Source organism: Kluyvera genomosp. 2 (assembly GCF_036759865.1).
Classification (GTDB): domain Bacteria; phylum Pseudomonadota; class Gammaproteobacteria; order Enterobacterales; family Enterobacteriaceae; genus Kluyvera; species Kluyvera ascorbata_B.
Window position 1 is genome coordinate 35,158 of record NZ_JAPKIA010000003.1, and the last position, 17,786, is coordinate 52,943.

Sequence of the window (17,786 nt, forward strand, 5' to 3'; positions counted from 1 at the left end):
CTGAATACATTTAACTAATACATTCATATTACACCAATTATTTCACAACACCTTTCGACGTTGATACCACACCTGCCTGATGGCGCTGCACTTATCAGGCCTGCATCACTGCAAATGCAAAAAGCCGCCCCTTTGCAGGAGCGGCTTGCGCGTTTTTTTTCGCTGCGACACGATTAATAAAAGTCGCAGGCGGCCTCTTCAGCCTGTTCCATCCATACCGGTTTCTCACTGGTTTTCGACCAGACGCGGTGCAGATAGCTGTAAAAACGGGCGCGGTCTTTCCAGAACAGCATCACCGGCAGCGCCAGAATCCCCGCCACCACGGCGAAAGTACGGCGCATTAACACGACGTGTGCAGGATATTTTTTGTACAGTTCCATATTCTCTCCCCTAAGTTGGCCGGCAATCTTCGCCGGAAAATAATGCTTGGTAATCTGTTTAAAATCGTACCGCTTTTTGTGTAATTTTACTACTCATCCGACCACTAATTTCGGTTTGTTTTGTGTTTATTTACATTCACCGCGTAACTTAGTTACGTGATTGTTAAATTAATACTAACCATTAGTTAAATTGTGGATTTGTTATTTTTATACTTTTTTTACACCCCGCCCGGCAATTTTTGCGAAATCTTTGCACCTGAAAACCTACGCTTAGCGCAATAACTCAATCGTCCGGAGGTGGATTGTGACTACAGGCGTAATAGCCGGCGTGGTGCTGGTGTTCCTGTTACTGGCGTATCTGGTTTATGCCCTTTTGAAGGCGGAGGCGCTGTGATGGCTGCTCAGGGATTTCTACTCGTTGCCAGCTTCCTGCTGGTGCTGTTTATTCTCGCTCGTCCGCTCGGCAAGATGCTGGCGACGATGATCGGCAATGCGCCGCTGCCGGGTCTGGCCCGGACGGAAAGCGTTCTGTGGCGCATCCTCGGCATTTCCGGCCAGGAAATGAGCTGGCGACGCTATGCCATGGCCATCGTACTGCTGAACCTTTGCGGTCTGGCGGCGTTGTTCGCCATGCTGATGCTGCAAGGCTATCTGCCGCTTAACCCACAGCAGCTGCCGGGCCTGTCATGGCACCTGGCGCTGAACACCGCCGTGAGCTTCGTCAGCAACACCAACTGGCAGTCGTACAGCGGTGAAACCACGCTAAGCTATTTCAGCCAGATGGCTGGTCTGACGGTACAGAATTTCCTCTCTGCCGCCACCGGCATCGCCGTGCTGTTTGCGTTGGTGCGCGCTTTTGCCCGCCATAGCGTCAGTACGCTGGGTAACGCGTGGGTCGATATCACCCGTATTACCCTGTGGCTGCTGCTGCCCATTTCACTGCTGTTGGCGCTGTTCTTTATTCAGCAAGGCACGTTACAGAACTTCCTGCCCTACCAGCCGTTTACCACGCTGGAAGGTGCGCATCAGCTGCTGCCGATGGGCCCCGTCGCCTCACAGGAGGCCATTAAAATGCTGGGCACCAACGGCGGCGGGTTCTTTAACGCTAACTCTTCACACCCCTTTGAAAACCCGACGGCGCTGACCAACTTCGTGCAGATGCTGGCGATCTTCCTGATCCCGGCGGCGCTGTGCTTTGCTTTCGGCGAGTCGGTAGGCGACAACCGCCAGGGCCGGGCGATTCTGTGGGCGATGACGATTATTTTCGTGGTCTGCGTGGCGGTGGTGATGTGGGCGGAAACCCGCGGTAACCCACACCAGCTCGCGTTCGGTGCCGACAGCAGTATCAATATGGAAGGGAAAGAGAGCCGCTTCGGCATCCTTGCCAGCAGCCTGTACGCGGTGGTGACAACCGCAGCCTCCTGCGGTGCGGTAAACGCGATGCATGACTCCTTTACCGCGCTGGGCGGCATGATCCCGCTGTGGCTGATGCAGATTGGTGAAGTGGTCTTCGGCGGCGTGGGCTCCGGTCTGTACGGCATGCTGCTGTTCGTCCTGCTGGCGGTGTTTATCGCCGGGCTGATGATTGGTCGCACCCCCGAATACCTCGGCAAAAAAATCGACGTACCGGAGATGAAAATGACCGCGCTAGCGATTCTGGTCACCCCAACGCTGGTGCTGCTCGGCACCGCGCTGGCGATGATGACCGATGCCGGACGTAGCGCCATGGCCAACCCCGGTTCGCACGGCTTTAGCGAGGTGCTGTATGCCGTTTCGTCGGCCGCGAATAACAACGGCAGCGCCTTTGCGGGCTTAAGCGCCAACACGCCATTCTGGAACTGCCTGCTGGCGGTGTGCATGTTTGTCGGCCGCTTCGGCGTGATTCTCCCGGTGCTGGCAATTGCCGGTTCGCTGGTGAATAAAAAAATCCAGCCCGCTACGCCAGGCACGCTGGCGACACACGATGCCCTGTTTATTGGCCTGCTGATCGGCACCGTGCTGCTGGTGGGCGCACTGACCTTTATTCCCGCCCTGGCGATTGGCCCGGTAGCGGAACATCTTTCCCTGTTTTGAGTCATGCGGAGCAATTGGTTATGAGTCGCAAACAACTGGGCCTGTTTGAACCGTCTCTGGTTCGCCAGGCGTTGATCGACGCCGTGAAAAAACTCAGCCCCACCGTGCAGTGGCGTAATCCGGTTATGTTTATCGTCTGGATTGGCAGCGTGCTGACCAGCGCGCTGGCCGCCGCCATGGCGCTGGGTGCCCTGCCTGGCAACGTGGGCTTTAGTAGCGCCATCGCCCTGTGGCTGTGGTTTACCGTACTGTTTGCCAACTTTGCCGAAGCCATGGCCGAAGGCCGCAGTAAGGCGCAGGCCAACAGCCTGAAAGGGGTCAAAAAAACGGCTTTTGCCCGCAAATTGCGTGAGGCTCGCTACGGTGCCGCAATAGATCACATCCCGGCCGACGATCTGCGCAAAGGCGACGTGGTGCTGGTTGAAGCAGGCGACATTATTCCCTGCGACGGCGAAGTCATCGAGGGTGGCGCATCGGTAGACGAAAGCGCCATTACCGGCGAATCCGCACCGGTTATTCGTGAATCCGGCGGCGACTTCGCCTCGGTCACCGGCGGGACGCGCATCCTCTCCGACTGGCTGGTGGTGCGCTGTAGCGTCAACCCGGGGGAGACGTTCCTCGATCGCATGATTGCGATGGTGGAAGGTGCGCAGCGTCGTAAGACGCCGAACGAAATTGCCCTGACCATTTTGCTGGTGGCGCTGACTATCGTCTTCCTGCTGGCGACCGCCACCATCTGGCCGTTCTCCGCCTGGAGCGGTACACCAATAAGCGTCACCGTGCTGGTCGCGCTGTTGGTATGCCTGATCCCCACCACCATTGGTGGTCTGCTATCGGCTATCGGCGTTGCCGGGATGAGTCGCATGCTGGGCGCTAACGTTATCGCCACCAGCGGTCGCGCCGTGGAAGCGGCGGGCGATGTCGACGTGCTGCTGCTGGATAAAACCGGCACTATTACGCTGGGCAACCGCCAGGCATCGCAGTTCCTTCCAGCACAAGGCGTAGACGAAAAAACGCTGGCCGATGCCGCTCAGCTGTCATCGCTGGCGGATGAAACCCCGGAAGGACGCAGCATCGTGGTGCTGGCAAAACAGCGCTTCAACCTGCGCGAACGCGACGTGCAGGCGCTGCACGCGACCTTCGTCCCGTTTACCGCACAGAGCCGGATGAGCGGGATAAACATCGACAACCGTATGATTCGCAAAGGTTCCGTTGATGCTATTCGCCGTCATATTGAAAGCAACGGCGGCCGCTTCCCGCTTGATGTCGAACAGAAAGTGGAAAGCGTCGCGAGCCTTGGTGCCACGCCGCTGGTCGTCGCCGAAGGCGCGCGCGTGCTTGGGGTCATAGCGCTGAAGGATATTGTCAAAGGCGGTATTAAAGAACGCTTCGCTCAACTGCGTAAGATGGGCATTAAAACGGTGATGATCACCGGCGACAACCGGCTGACCGCCGCGGCCATCGCCGCCGAAGCGGGCGTTGACGACTTCCTTGCTGAAGCCACGCCAGAAGCCAAGCTGGCATTGATTCGCCAGTACCAGTCCGAAGGCCGCATGGTGGCAATGACCGGCGACGGCACCAACGACGCCCCGGCGTTAGCCCAGGCCGACGTTGCGGTGGCAATGAATTCCGGGACTCAGGCGGCCAAAGAGGCGGGCAATATGGTCGACCTTGACTCTAACCCGACCAAATTGATTGAGGTGGTGCACATTGGCAAGCAAATGCTGATGACCCGCGGCTCGCTGACCACGTTCAGTATCGCCAACGACGTGGCGAAATACTTCGCCATTATTCCCGCCGCCTTTGCCGCCAGTTGGCCGCAGCTGGGAGTGCTGAACATTATGCGTCTGCACTCGCCGGACTCTGCGATTCTCAGCGCCGTCATTTTTAACGCGCTGATCATCGTGTTCCTGCTGCCGCTGGCGCTAAAAGGGGTGAGCTACCGCCCGCTGTCGGCATCAGCAATGCTACGCCGCAACCTGTGGATTTACGGCGCCGGCGGGCTGGTAGTGCCGTTTATCGGCATCAAACTCATTGATTTACTGTTAACCCTGCTGGGTCTGGTGTGAGGAAAAAACCATGTCTGCATTGCGTCCTGCCGTTGTTATCTTCCTGTTCCTCGCGGTTATCACCGGCGGTATTTATCCGCTCGTGACCACCGCGCTGGGGCAGTGGTTGTTCCATACTCAGGCTAACGGCTCGCTGATTTTTGACCATACCGATATTCGCGGCTCGCGGCTTACCGGCCAGTCCTTTACCGATCCTGGTTATTTCCAGGGCCGCCCTTCCGCCACCGCCGATACGCCGGATAACCCGATGGCCTCCGGCGGTAGTAACCTGGCGGGCAGTAACCCGGCGCTGGATAAGCTGTTTACCGACCGAATTGCCGCGCTACGTGCTGCCAATCCGGACGCCAGCAGCCGGGTTCCGGTTGAACTGGTGACCGCATCCGCCAGCGGACTAGACCCACACCTGACGCCCGCCGCTGCGTTATGGCAGGTACCGCGCATTGCCAAAGCGCGCCACCTTTCGCCGCAGTGGCTCATGCAGCAGGTTCAGGCCGCAACCCATAAGCCGCTGCTCGGCTTTCTCGGTCAACCTGTGGTAAATATTGTTGAGCTGAATATGGCGCTGGATGCCCACAAGGATAATTAATGATGACCGATGAGCCGCTGCGTCCTGACCCGGATCGCCTGCTGGAACAAACCGCCGATGCGCACCGCGGCAAGCTGAAGATTTTCTTCGGCGCCTGCGCCGGGGTCGGTAAAACCTGGGCCATGCTGGCTGAGGCGCAGCGGCTGCGCGCACAGGGGCTGGACGTGCTGGCGGGCGTGGTCGAAACCCACGGACGTAAAGAAACCGCCGCGATGCTCAACGGCCTGAGCATGCTGCCACCAAAGCGCACCGCCTATCGCGGCCGCTACGTCAGCGAGTTTGACCTCGACGCAGCCCTCGCCCGTCGCCCGGCGCTGGTGCTGATGGATGAGCTGGCCCACAGCAATGCCCCCGGTTCACGTCACCCTAAACGCTGGCAGGATATCGATGAACTGCTGGACGCCGGAATTGATGTGTTTACCACCGTCAATGTTCAGCACCTTGAGAGCCTCAACGACGTGGTCAGTGGGGTAACCGGGATTCAGGTGCGGGAAACAGTACCCGATCCCTTCTTTGACGCCGCAGATGAAGTGGTGCTGGTGGATCTACCGCCCGACGATCTGCGCCAGCGGCTGAATGAAGGCAAGGTCTATCTTGCCGGCCAGGCCGAGCGGGCCATCGAAAATTTCTTCCGTAAAGGGAACCTGATTGCCCTGCGCGAACTGGCGCTGCGCCGCACCGCCGAACGCGTGGACGATCAAATGCGCGCCTGGCGTGACGCGCAGGGGCAGGAAAAAGTCTGGCATACCCACGATGCCATTCTGCTGTGCATCGGCCACCATGCCGGTAGTGAGAAGCTGGTGCGTACCGCTGCCCGCCTGGCTGCTCGTCTGGGCAGCGCCTGGCACGCGGTTTACGTCGAGACCCCTGCGCTACACCGTTTGCCAGAACCTCAGCGACGGGCAATCCTTAAATCACTGCGCCTGGCGCAGGAGCTGGGTGCAGAAACCGCTACGCTCTCCGATCCCTCCGAAGAAGCCGCGGTGATTCGCTACGCCCGCGAGCATAATCTCGGCAAAATTGTGATTGGTCGCCAACAAAAGCGTCAATGGTGGCGCGGCGAACGCTTCGGCGATCGCCTCTCACGCCATGCTCCAGAGTTGGATCTGCTGGTTATCGGCGTGGATGAAACGCCGCTGCCTCTGCCGGATCGCCCGCACGATCGGCGGCCATGGCGGGATAAATGGCGCGTACAGATTCGCGGCTGCGCGGTGGCGCTCGCGCTGTGCGCGGCCATTACCTTTATTGCCGCGCAGTGGCTGGTGGCCTTTGAAGCCGCCAACCTCGTCATGCTCTACCTGCTCGGCGTGGTGATCGTGGCCCTGTTCTACGGCCGCTGGCCCTCGGTGCTGGCCACGGTCATCAACGTCGTGAGCTTTGACTTAGTGTTCGTGGCGCCGCGCGGCACCCTGGCCGTGTCCGACGTACAGTATCTGTTGACCTTCGGGGTCATGCTGACGGTGGGGCTGGTGATCGGTAATCTGACCGCTGGAGTACGTTACCAGGCACGCGTTGCCCGCTACCGCGAGCAGCGAACGCGACACCTCTACGAGATGTCCAAAACGCTGGCGGTCGGGCGTAATGCCCGCGATATCGCCGTGACCTGCGAGCAGTATATCCGCTCGACGTTCCACGCCCGCAGCCAGGTACTGCTGCCGGATGAGCACGGTAAGCTGGCGGCGCTTAACCATCAGGAGGGCATGACGCCGTGGGATGAAGCCATTGCCCACTGGAGTTTTGACAAAGGGCTGCCCGCCGGGGCCGGAACCGATACCCTCCCCGGCGTACCTTATCTGATTCTGCCGCTGCGCAGCGCCGATAAAACCCACGGGCTGGTGGTGGTGGAACCCAATAATCTGCGCCAGTTAATGGTGCCGGAACAACAGCGGCTGCTGGAAACGTTCACCCTGCTGGTCGCCAGCGCGCTGGAGCGGCTGGCGCTGACGGCAAGCGAGGAGCAGTCCAGGCTTATCAGCGAACGTGAAAGCCTGCGCAACTCCCTACTGGCCGCTCTGTCGCACGATCTGCGCACGCCGCTAACCGTGCTGTTCGGACAGGCGGAAATTTTGACGCTCGATCTGGCCAGCAGCGGCTCGCCCTACGCGCCACAGGCAAACGAAATTCGCCAGCACGTGCTGAACACCACGCGGCTGGTCAATAACCTGCTGGATATGGCGCGCATTCAGTCCGGCGGGTTTAATCTTCATAAGGAATGGCTGACGCTGGAAGAGGTCGTCGGCAGCGCGCTGCGCACGCTAGAACCCACGCTCGGCGGCCGCCGGATCGCGCTCGCCCTACCCGACCCGCTCATGCTGGTCCACCTCGATGGCCCGTTATTCGAGCGGGTGCTGAACAATCTGCTGGAAAACGCCGTGAAGTACGCAGGCAGCGAGGCACAAATCGGCATTCGCGCCACCACTGAGAATAACCGTCTGCTGCTCGACGTCTGGGACAGCGGGCCGGGTATTCCTCTCGGCCAGGAGCAGCTAATTTTCGCCAAATTTGCCCGCGGCAACAAAGAGTCGGCGATTCCCGGCGTCGGGCTAGGTCTGGCCATTTGCCAGGCAATCGTTGAGATCCACGGCGGCACGCTGTCGGCCAGCAACCGCCCGGAAGGGGGAGCCTGTTTTCGTGTTACACTTCCACTAGAAAAACCACCTGAACTTGAAGAGGGACCCGAGGAGCTGTGACCAGCGTTCTGATTGTTGAAGATGAACAGGCTATCCGCCGTTTTCTGCGCACCGCGCTGGAAGCAGAAGACCTGCGCGTGTTCGATGCCGATACCCTGCAACGCGGTCTGCTGGAAGCGGCGACGCGTAAGCCGGATTTAGTGATCCTTGACCTTGGCCTGCCCGACGGTGACGGTCTTGATTTTATCCGCGATATTCGCCAGTGGAGCCCGGTGCCGATTATTGTGCTGTCCGCACGCAGCGAAGAGCACGATAAAATTGCCGCACTGGACGCCGGCGCCGACGACTATCTGAGTAAACCATTTGGCATCGGCGAGCTTCAGGCACGACTGCGCGTGGCCCTGCGCCGCCATGCCAGCACGCAGCCGCACGATCCACAAGTGACCTTCTCTGATATCACCGTGGACCTGGCTTCACGACGCATAACCCGCGGCAGTGAAGAAATTCACCTCACCCCTATTGAGTTCCGCCTGCTGGCGGTGTTACTCAACAATGCCGGAAAAGTGCTCACTCAACGGCAGCTACTGAGCCAGGTGTGGGGGCCGAATGCGGTGGAACATAGTCATTATTTGCGCATTTATATGGGGCACCTTCGCCAGAAGTTGGAAATCGATCCCGCGCGCCCTCAGCATTTATTAACCGAAACCGGTATTGGCTATCGTTTTATGTTATGAATAATTATTCATAATAACCCTACTATCACATACTTATTTTATTAAGAATTAACGTAAGCCACCCGCATATTTAAATGGCGTGGCTTAATTCTACTTTAAATAAATAAAATACAAGTTGTTTACAACATCTCAACAAAACAGCATTTTATCCTGGCACACCACCTACCAATAATTGATTATTTTATGAATGATCTCCTATTGTTGATCAACCTCACAGTTTTACGCCTTATCAGAGATAAAATGACTCCGCCTTAAGATATTCATCGGAGGGATACGAAATGGAAAATAATAACCGACAAATGCCCCATATCCGGCGGACAACACATATTATGATGTTTGCCCACCGTAATAGCTTCGACTTTCACTTCTTTAACGCCCGATAAGTCTTCCGACTTCGGGCGCCTCGCAGTATTTCCTTGTAAATACAGGCATACCGCCTGCTGCCAGCGCTCGCTCTGACAAACCTGTTTCTTCCGGCCACCGGACCGGTTGGGTTTGCCATATTCTGAAAAAAGCAACGCCCTGATTTTAGTGTCAGCGGGATCGTCTTGCTTTTTTTCCGGCGATATCAATTTCTCTTTTGAGTAATTGACGGACTGCTATTACCTAAAATGAAGAGTCGAAAAATGTCTGAATTAAAAATTGCCGTAAGTCGTTCATGCCCGGACTGCTTTACTACCCAGCGCAGTATTATCAATACCTGTGACACCCACTTTATTGATGTCGCGGCCGCCGTATTATCAATTGAAGACGTTGAGTGCGGTAAACTCGATGAAATAGATGCCACGGGTTATAACCTGCCCGTCTTCATTGCTATTAATAAAGATCAAATCGTTCCTTCTGAATATCTCTCACGTATTCAAGGGGTATTTGAGCACGATGAAACCCGTAACGACTTCTACGGCCGCCAGCTGGAAGCCGCTGCGCACAAATATGAAGTGAATCTGCGCCCACCGTTCTTCAGCGCACTGGTCGACTACGTAGCACAGGGCAACAGCGCGTTTGACTGCCCGGGGCACCAGGGCGGTGAATTCTTCCGCCGTCACCCTGCCGGTAACCAATTCGTTGAATACTTTGGTGAAACGCTTTTCCGCTCCGACCTGTGCAACGCCGACGTCGCGATGGGTGACCTGCTGATCCACGAAGGCGCACCGTGCATTGCCCAACAGCACGCAGCCAAAGTCTTTAACGCGGATAAAACCTACTTCGTACTGAACGGGACCTCTTCGTCTAACAAAGTGGTGCTGAATGCGCTGCTGACCCCGGGCGATTTGGTGCTGTTTGACCGTAATAACCACAAATCAAACCACCACGGCGCGCTGCTGCAGGCTGGTGCAACGCCGGTGTATCTGGAAACCGCACGTAACCCGTACGGCTTTATCGGCGGTATTGATGCCCACTGCTTTGAAGAACGCTACCTGCGTGAGCTGGTTGCCGAAGTTGCACCGAACCGCGCGCGCAACGAGCGCCCGTTCCGTCTGGCGGTCATTCAGTTAGGGACCTACGACGGCACCATTTACAACGCACGTCAGGTCGTTGATAAAATTGGTCACCTGTGCGATTACATCCTGTTCGACTCCGCGTGGGTAGGCTACGAACAGTTTATTCCGATGATGGCCGACTGCTCGCCGCTGCTGCTTGAACTCAACGAGAACGATCCGGGTATTCTGGTCACCCAGTCGGTGCATAAACAGCAGGCTGGTTTCTCCCAGACCTCGCAAATTCATAAAAAAGACAGCCATATTAAAGGCCAGCAGCGTTATGTTCCGCACAAACGTCTGAACAACGCCTTTATGATGCACGCGTCCACCAGCCCGTTCTACCCGCTGTTTGCCGCGCTGGACGTGAACGCCAAAATGCATGAAGGCCAGGCCGGCCGCAATATGTGGATGGACTGCGTCGCGAACGGTATCGAAGCACGTAAGCTGATTCTCGACAACTGCCGCCATATTCGCCCGTTTGTGCCTAACGACGTTGACGGCAAACCGTGGCAGTCCTGGCCGACCGAGCAGATTGCTAACGATCTGCGCTTCTTCCACTTCGTACCGGGCGAACGCTGGCATGGTTTTGAAGGCTACGCCGAACATCAGTATTTCGTCGACCCTTGCAAACTCCTGCTGACCACGCCGGGGATTGACGGCAACGGCGAATACGACACCTTCGGCGTACCGGCAACCATTCTGGCGAACTACCTGCGCGAACACGGCGTAGTGCCGGAAAAATGCGACCTCAACTCTATCCTGTTCCTGCTGACACCGGCCGAAGATATGGCCAAACTGCAGCAGCTGGTTGCGCTGTTGGTGCGCTTTGAAACGCTGCTGGAAGCCGATGCGCCGCTGAAAGACGTTCTGCCGTCGCTGTACGGGCAGCATAAAGATCGTTACGAAGGCTACACCCTGCGCCAACTGTGCCAGGAAATGCATAACCTGTACGCCCGCCATAACGTGAAACAGCTGCAGAAAGAGATGTTCCGTAAATCACACTTCCCGCGCGTCAGCATGAACCCGCAGGAAGCCAACTTCGCTTATATCCGTGGCGAAGTCGATTTGGTGCCGCTGTCCATGGCGGAAGGCAAAATCGCCGCAGAAGGTGCTCTGCCGTATCCTCCTGGCGTGCTGTGCGTTGTCCCGGGCGAAATCTGGGGTGATTCCGTACTGCGCTACTTCAAAGCGCTGGAAGAAGGGATCAACCTGCTGCCGGGCTTCGCGCCAGAACTGCAAGGGGTATATATCCAGGAACATGATGGCCGCAAAGAAGTGTGGTGCAACGTGATTAAGACTCAGCAGCCGCAACCGGCGCTGCTGAAAGGGGAGAAATTATGAGCACAGCCAAAAATAAGATGGGTGTTGTTCAGCTCACCATCCTGACGATGGTGAACATGATGGGCTCCGGTATCATTATGCTGCCCACCAAACTCGCTGAAGTCGGCACCATCTCCATTATCTCCTGGCTGGTCACCGCCGTCGGTTCGATGGCGCTGGCCTGGGCCTTCGCTAAGTGCGGGATGTTCAGTAAGAAATCCGGGGGCATGGGCGGCTACGCCGAGTATGCCTTTGGTAAGTCTGGCAACTTTATGGCCAACTATACCTACGGGGTTTCACTGCTGATTGCCAACGTGGCGATTGCTATCTCCGCTGTGGGTTACGGCACCGAGCTCTTCGGTGCCACGCTGAGCCCGGTGCAAATCGGGCTGGCCACCATCGGTGTCCTGTGGATCTGTACGGTCGCCAACTTTGGCGGTGCACGTATTACCGGGCAGATCAGCAGCATTACCGTCTGGGGGGTGATTATCCCGGTTGTCGGCCTGTGCGTCATCGGTTGGTTCTGGTTCAGCCCGACCATGTATGTCGAATCCTGGAACCCGCATCACGTACCGTTCTTTAGCGCCGTTGGCTCGTCTATCGCCATGACGCTGTGGGCCTTCCTCGGTCTGGAATCGGCCTGCGCCAACGCCGACGTGGTTGAAAACCCGGAACGTAACGTCCCGATCGCCGTACTCGGCGGGACGTTGGGGGCTGCGGTGATTTACATCATTTCCACCAACGTGATTGCCGGGATTGTGCCAAACATGGATCTGGCCAACTCAACCGCACCGTTTGGCCTGGCCTTTGCGCAGATGTTCACGCCGGAAGTCGGTAAAGTGATCATGGCGCTGATGGTGATGTCCTGCTGCGGTTCGCTGCTCGGCTGGCAGTTCACCATCGCCCAGGTCTTCAAATCCTCTGCGGACGAAGGCTACTTCCCGAAAGTCTTTTCACAGGTCAGCCATGCAGATGCACCGGTGAAAGGCATGCTGGTGATTGTGATTATTCAGTCTGGCCTATCGCTGATGACCATCAGCCCGTCGCTGAACAACCAGTTTAACGTACTGGTTAACCTGGCGGTGGTGACCAACATCATTCCGTACATCCTGTCGATGGCGGCGCTGGCGATTATCCAGCGGATGGCAAACGTACCGGCGGGCAAAGCGCGTATGGCTAACATCGTGGCGTTTATCGGCGCGATGTACAGCTTCTACGCCCTGTTCTCTTCCGGCGAAGAAGCGATGCTGTACGGTTCCATCGTGACCTTCCTCGGCTGGACGCTGTACGGTCTGGTATCACCGCGCTTTGAATTGAAAAACAAACACGGTTAATCATCCGGCCGGGCTGTAGTCCCCCTGCAGCCCGGCCCCTTCTTTGTGATAAGACAGCCATCATGAGCAATCCCGAACGCATCATCAGCACCGCAGAAAAAATCATTCCCCTGATTCAACGCCAGCAAATTTGCCGCATCGCGCTTAACGACGAGCGCAGCCCGTATATTGTGCCGGTCAACTTTGGTTATACCTATGAGGACGAACGCTGGACGTTCTTTTTCCACGGTGCCCGCACCGGCAAAAAGATGCGTTTACTGCGTAAAGACCCGCACATCAGCCTTGAAATCGATGGCGATCACGGGTTAATTCCGGCACCAGAGGCCTGTGATTTTAGCTTCGCGTATTCCAGTATCATCGCCAGCGGCCGGGCGACTATCTTACATGACCGTGAAGAGATGATACGCGGGCTGGACGCGATCATGCGTCAGTCGGCGCCGGGGCAATCCTTTGACTATCGGGAGGACATGATGAAGGCTGTTTGCGTCGTGCGTCTCGATTGCCAGACCTTAACCTGCCATCAGCACACCGCGTGATCAAAAAAGGAGCCTTTCGGCTCCTCAGAGTACAGGCCTACAGGAGACGTAGGCCAGATAAGCGAAGCGCCATCAGGCGTTTTTCAGTACTTCGCTAACAATTTCAACCGCTTCTTTCTCGATCTGCTGACGATGCTCAGCGCCAAGGAAGCTTTCGCAGTAAATTTTGTAGGCATCTTCCGTACCGGACGGACGCGCAGCGAACCAGCCGTTGTCAGTCATGACTTTCAGACCGCCGATTGACGCACCGTTACCCGGCGCAGCCGTCAGACGAGCGGTGATCGGATCGCCCGCCAGCGTGCTGGCGCTTACCATTTCCGGAGAGAGCTTAGACAGCGCCGCTTTCTGTGCGGACGTTGCGCTAGCCTGCAAACGGTTGTAGCTCGGCGCACCGAAGCGTGCGGCCAGCTCGTTGTAGTGCTCCTGCGGATTCTTACCGGTAACGGCGGTAATTTCTGCCGCCAGCAGGCACATGATGATGCCGTCTTTATCGGTTGACCACGGCGTGCCGTCGAAACGCAGGAAAGACGCGCCCGCGCTCTCTTCACCGCCAAAGCCGAAGCTACCGTCAAACAGACCGTCAACAAACCATTTGAAGCCCACCGGTACTTCTACCAGCTTACGCCCCAGGTCGTTCACCACGCGGTCAATCATAGCGGAAGAGACCAGCGTTTTACCGACCGCGACCTCTTTGCCCCACTGAGGACGGTGCTGGAACAGGTAGTTGATGGCCACCGCCAGGTAGTGGTTCGGGTTCATCAGCCCTGCCGGAGTCACGATACCGTGACGGTCGTAGTCCGGGTCATTGGCGAACGCCAGATCAAACTTATCGCGCAGCGCCAGCAGGCCAGCCATCGCACACTCGGAGGAACAGTCCATACGGATAGCGCCGTCTTTGTCGAGGTGCATAAAGCGGAACGTCTGGTCAACGTGATCGTTGACGATAGTCAGGTTCAGGTTGTAGTGCTTCGCGATACGTTTCCAGTATTCAATACCGGAGCCGCCGAGAGGATCGACGCCCAGCGTCAGACCGGCTTTCTGGATAGCCGCCATATCGACGATATCCGCCAGCCCTTCAACAAACGGCTGCACCAGATCCACTTCTTTCACGTGACCCGAGGCCAGCGCGGCATCATAAGAAATACGCTTAACGCCAGCCAGATCGGCGGCGAGCAGCGCATTGGCGCGGTCTTCAACCACTTTAGTGACGTTGGTATCAGCCGGACCACCGTTTGGCGGGTTGTACTTGATGCCACCGTCTTCCGGCGGGTTGTGGGACGGCGTAATCACAATGCCGTCAGCCAGCGGGCCGCCTTTTTTATTGTGTACCAGGATAGCGTTGGAAACCGCCGGTGTCGGCGTGAAACCATTGTCTTCCTGCACAATAACATCCACCCCATTGGCGGCTAACACTTCAAGAACGGAGATAAACGCCGGCTCAGAGAGCGCGTGCGTATCCTTCCCGACGAAGCATGGGCCCGAAATTCCGTTTTTCGCGCGCTCTTCAGCAATCGCCTGGGCAATGGCCAAAATATGCTTTTCATTGAAGCTGTGACGACCTGCACTACCGCGGTGACCGGAGGTCCCGAATTTCACCGCATGTTCCGCATTGCTCACGTCCGGCTGCAGCACGTAGTACTGCGCAGTCAGTTGAGCGACGTTGATCAAATCACTCTGCTGTGCGGGTTGACCCGCACGGGTATGGTTTGCCATTGCCTGGTCCTTCTTATGCAAGGGTTAGATTGTCAGTATTAGATGGTACCGCAAACCTTTTCAATCAATTCCGCCGGGAATTGCATTGACTGCATGATGTGTTCGACCATGCTGCATTTACGGCCCGTATTGGTATTAGTGATAACCCAGTATGGCGTATCCGGAACCTGTTTCGGTTTGGTCTGGTTGCCGTTTTTCAGCAGCGTTTGCTCATTTTCGGCAAAGTAGACGCGGGTACGGCCGTGAAGGGATTCGGTGGCTTCGGCGAACGCCTGGTTGTCCAGCGAATAGAGCGTGGTCAGCACCAGCATAAAGCGATTTACCGCCTTTTTCTGCTCAGCGTATTCGTCAGAAAGCAGCAGCTCGCGCATGGCGCGAACTTTATCTTTGGCGGTTTTGACCGCTTTTACCTCAGCAACGGGGGTAGCCGCCGGAGCCGGAGCGGCAACGGGTTCGGCTTTGACGACCGGCGCGACAGCAGCGGCTGCCGGCTGGGAAGCGGCGGAGAATTTCAGCATACGCCGTAAAATGTCGGACGCGCTCTCGCCAATGCGCAGAGTGTGGGCTGCAATATAGCGATAGAGCTCGTCATCAACTTCGATCGTTTTCATCTTAATCCGGTGCAATTATTTTTCTGTATACAGTTTATTGGGATTATAAAGTCAAAACCCAACAGCGGGTAGCGCCAAACCAGGGGGACGGCAAAATTCGGATGAGTTCCTCACTTCCCCCTGCGCGTTAGAATGCTCAACATGATACCCTAACCCGACAATGCGAAAAAAAGAACTTTGCTATGAAATTGAATTTCCGAGCGCAAACTGCACAAAACCTGCACAATAATTCCCCCATCGTTCTGGTTCACGGCCTGTTCGGCAGCCTGGATAACCTGGGCATCCTGGCGCGTGACCTGGTTTCTGACCACGACATCATTCAGGTCGATATGCGTAACCACGGATTGTCGCCTCGCGCCGACGAGATGAACTATCCGGCCATGGCGCAGGATCTGCTGGATACCCTGGACGCCAACCAGATTGAAAAAGCCACGCTGATTGGCCATTCCATGGGCGGTAAAGCCGTCATGGCGATGACCGCGCTGGCTCCGGAGCGGATTGACCGCCTGGTCGCGATCGATATTGCGCCGGTGGACTACCACGTGCGCCGTCACGATGAGATTTTTGCCGCCATTAACGCCGTCACCAGCGCCGGAGTTGCCACTCGCCAACAAGCGGCAACGGTCATGCGCGAGTATTTGCATGAAGAGGGCGTCATTCAATTCCTGCTGAAGTCGTTCGTTGACGGCGGTTGGCGCTTTAACGTACCGGTGCTGTGGGAACAATACCCGCATATCGTGGGCTGGGAGGCCATTCCGGCCTGGGATCATCCGGCACTGTTTATTCCCGGCGGCAACTCGCCGTACGTTACGGAAGCCTACCGCGCCGATCTGCTCGCCCAGTTCCCGCAGGCCAGAGCGCACGTCATTGCCGGTGCAGGACACTGGGTGCACGCGGAAAAACCGGATGCGGTACTGCGTGCCATCCGCCGCTACCTCGCAGAGTGATTAAAAATGCATCGACCGCGCGTCAGAATGGCCGTGGTCGTTGGCGTGCGGGCCCCACTGTTGTATGATTGCGCGCTGTCTGCATCGGGCACCGCCCGGTAGCTTGTTTCCCCGAAGTCACTCTGAACCATGGCAAAAGAACAAACGGACCGTACGACATTAGATTTGTTCGCAAATGAGCGTCGGCCGGGAAGACCCAAAACCAATCCGCTTTCGCGTGACGAACAGCTCCGCATTAATAAGCGCAATCAGCTCAAACGCGATAAAGTTCGCGGGCTTAAGCGCGTCGAGCTCAAACTGAACAGCGACGCCGTTGATGCGCTTAACGAGCTGGCAACTGCCCGTGACATGAGCCGTAGCGAACTCATCGAAGAAATTCTGATGAGCCAGTTAGCCCTGTTGCACGGACAGGGGAACGTCTGAAAAATCCCCCAGAACACACTTTCATGTAGCAGAGTGTGCAGTCCGGCACGATAGCTGTTTCCGCACGCTTCTCTGTTCTGCTATGATTGCCCTTATCTGTGGGCAATAAGCCACCACCATATCATTAAGTTTCAAGAGGTTATTTTACTCATGGCAATCGTTGGCATCTTCTTCGGTAGCGACACCGGGAACACCGAAAATATCGCAAAAATGATTCAAAAACAGCTTGGTAAAGATGTCGCAGACGTTCACGACATTGCCAAGAGCAGCAAAGAAGACCTGGCGGGCTACGATATCCTGCTGCTGGGTATCCCGACCTGGTACTACGGTGAAGCACAGTGCGACTGGGATGATTTCTTCCCATCACTGGAAGAAGTGGACTTCAACGGTAAGCTGGTTGCGCTGTTCGGCTGCGGCGATCAGGAAGATTATGCGGAATACTTCTGCGATGCGCTGGGCACCATCCGTGACATCATTGAACCAAACGGCGCCACCATCGTCGGCCACTGGCCGACCGCGGGCTACCATTTTGAAGCCTCTAAAGGTCTGGCCGATGACGACCACTTTGTCGGTCTGGCCATTGACGAAGATCGTCAGCCGGAGCTGACCGCAGAGCGCGTTGAAAAATGGGTTAAACAGGTCGCGGAAGAACTGCACCTGGACGAAATTAAAAACGCCTGATGATAATGAGGCGCAATTATGAAATTGCGCCTCATTAATAGGTAAAAGCAATCAAAATAATAGCTACATTTTTTTAACTTTTTAGCGCATACCTGTACAATATCTTCTGATTTAGCGCGGTCTCATCGGGAGTTTGTCGATGAAGCCTCGTTTTTGAAAGCTTAGTTTACCCAAGTCTTGCTGTTTTCATTTCAATAGGGTCATTCTATAATGAGACGCATTAAAACGGGTGAATTCTCTGTGATACTTTCGCTGATGGAAGTTAATC

Annotated in this window: 16 protein-coding genes; 13 read left to right on the forward strand and 3 right to left on the reverse strand. The window is 56.4% G+C overall.

Annotated features, from left to right (window positions below; translation table 11 throughout):
• Positions 1 to 173: 173 nt before the first annotated feature.
• Positions 174 to 380: a YbfA family protein gene (locus tag V6942_RS03550; RefSeq protein WP_106924653.1), complete on the reverse strand. Its 207-nt coding sequence runs from the start codon at positions 378 to 380 to the stop codon at positions 174 to 176.
• Between the two features lie 304 nt (positions 381 to 684).
• Here V6942_RS03550 and kdpF point away from each other — a divergent pair, with 304 nt between their 5' ends.
• The 10 genes from kdpF to V6942_RS03600 all read left to right on the forward strand — a co-directional run bounded on the left by kdpF (position 685) and on the right by V6942_RS03600 (position 13,143).
• On the forward strand, positions 685 to 774 hold the full coding sequence (gene kdpF / locus V6942_RS03555) for a K(+)-transporting ATPase subunit F (RefSeq protein WP_077625464.1): 90 nt from the start codon (positions 685 to 687) through the stop codon (positions 772 to 774).
• Positions 774 to 2,453: a potassium-transporting ATPase subunit KdpA gene (gene kdpA, locus V6942_RS03560; RefSeq protein ID WP_333500868.1), complete on the forward strand. Its 1,680-nt coding sequence runs from the start codon at positions 774 to 776 to the stop codon at positions 2,451 to 2,453. Before kdpF ends, kdpA begins: the two co-directional genes overlap by 1 nt.
• A gap of 20 nt (positions 2,454 to 2,473) precedes the next feature.
• The gene (kdpB, locus tag V6942_RS03565) at positions 2,474 to 4,522 is read left to right on the forward strand and encodes a potassium-transporting ATPase subunit KdpB (RefSeq protein WP_333500818.1); all 2,049 of its coding nucleotides are present in this window, start codon (positions 2,474 to 2,476) and stop codon (positions 4,520 to 4,522) included.
• 10 nt (positions 4,523 to 4,532) lie between these two features.
• Complete coding sequence (gene kdpC, locus V6942_RS03570) at positions 4,533 to 5,108, forward strand: potassium-transporting ATPase subunit KdpC (protein ID WP_106924656.1); 576 nt, start codon at positions 4,533 to 4,535, stop codon at positions 5,106 to 5,108.
• Between the two features lie 2 nt (positions 5,109 to 5,110).
• On the forward strand, positions 5,111 to 7,798 hold the full coding sequence (gene kdpD, locus V6942_RS03575; RefSeq protein WP_106924805.1) for a two-component system sensor histidine kinase KdpD: 2,688 nt from the start codon (positions 5,111 to 5,113) through the stop codon (positions 7,796 to 7,798).
• Complete coding sequence (gene kdpE / locus V6942_RS03580; protein WP_106924657.1) at positions 7,795 to 8,472, forward strand: two-component system response regulator KdpE; 678 nt, start codon at positions 7,795 to 7,797, stop codon at positions 8,470 to 8,472. Before kdpD ends, kdpE begins: the two co-directional genes overlap by 4 nt.
• 278 nt (positions 8,473 to 8,750) lie before the next feature.
• A complete protein-coding gene (gene speFL, locus V6942_RS03585; RefSeq protein ID WP_106924658.1) occupies positions 8,751 to 8,855 on the forward strand; it encodes a leader peptide SpeFL in 105 nt (34 codons plus the stop codon).
• A gap of 243 nt (positions 8,856 to 9,098) precedes the next feature.
• On the forward strand, positions 9,099 to 11,294 hold the full coding sequence (gene speF / locus V6942_RS03590) for an ornithine decarboxylase SpeF (protein ID WP_106924659.1): 2,196 nt from the start codon (positions 9,099 to 9,101) through the stop codon (positions 11,292 to 11,294).
• On the forward strand, positions 11,291 to 12,607 hold the full coding sequence (potE, locus tag V6942_RS03595; protein ID WP_106924660.1) for a putrescine-ornithine antiporter: 1,317 nt from the start codon (positions 11,291 to 11,293) through the stop codon (positions 12,605 to 12,607). Before speF ends, potE begins: the two co-directional genes overlap by 4 nt.
• Positions 12,608 to 12,669: 62 nt before the next feature.
• The gene (locus V6942_RS03600) at positions 12,670 to 13,143 is read left to right on the forward strand and encodes a pyridoxamine 5'-phosphate oxidase family protein (RefSeq protein ID WP_106924661.1); all 474 of its coding nucleotides are present in this window, start codon (positions 12,670 to 12,672) and stop codon (positions 13,141 to 13,143) included.
• A 72-nt stretch (positions 13,144 to 13,215) separates the two neighbouring features.
• Here the strand turns inward: V6942_RS03600 and pgm are convergent, their stop codons facing one another.
• Positions 13,216 to 14,856, reverse strand: coding sequence for a phosphoglucomutase (alpha-D-glucose-1,6-bisphosphate-dependent) (gene pgm / locus V6942_RS03605; RefSeq protein ID WP_106924662.1), 1,641 nt, complete (start codon positions 14,854 to 14,856; stop codon positions 13,216 to 13,218).
• A 38-nt stretch (positions 14,857 to 14,894) separates the two neighbouring features.
• On the reverse strand, positions 14,895 to 15,467 hold the full coding sequence (gene seqA, locus V6942_RS03610; RefSeq protein ID WP_106924663.1) for a replication initiation negative regulator SeqA: 573 nt from the start codon (positions 15,465 to 15,467) through the stop codon (positions 14,895 to 14,897).
• A gap of 182 nt (positions 15,468 to 15,649) precedes the next feature.
• Here seqA and ybfF point away from each other — a divergent pair, with 182 nt between their 5' ends.
• The 3 genes from ybfF (at position 15,650) to fldA (ending at position 17,518) form a co-directional block, all read left to right on the forward strand.
• A complete protein-coding gene (gene ybfF, locus V6942_RS03615) occupies positions 15,650 to 16,414 on the forward strand; it encodes an esterase (RefSeq protein ID WP_182929284.1) in 765 nt (254 codons plus the stop codon).
• A 129-nt stretch (positions 16,415 to 16,543) separates the two neighbouring features.
• Positions 16,544 to 16,837: a LexA regulated protein gene (ybfE, locus tag V6942_RS03620; protein ID WP_106924665.1), complete on the forward strand. Its 294-nt coding sequence runs from the start codon at positions 16,544 to 16,546 to the stop codon at positions 16,835 to 16,837.
• Positions 16,838 to 16,987: 150 nt separating this feature from the next.
• Positions 16,988 to 17,518: a flavodoxin FldA gene (gene fldA / locus V6942_RS03625; protein WP_064548295.1), complete on the forward strand. Its 531-nt coding sequence runs from the start codon at positions 16,988 to 16,990 to the stop codon at positions 17,516 to 17,518.
• Positions 17,519 to 17,786 lie beyond the last annotated feature (268 nt).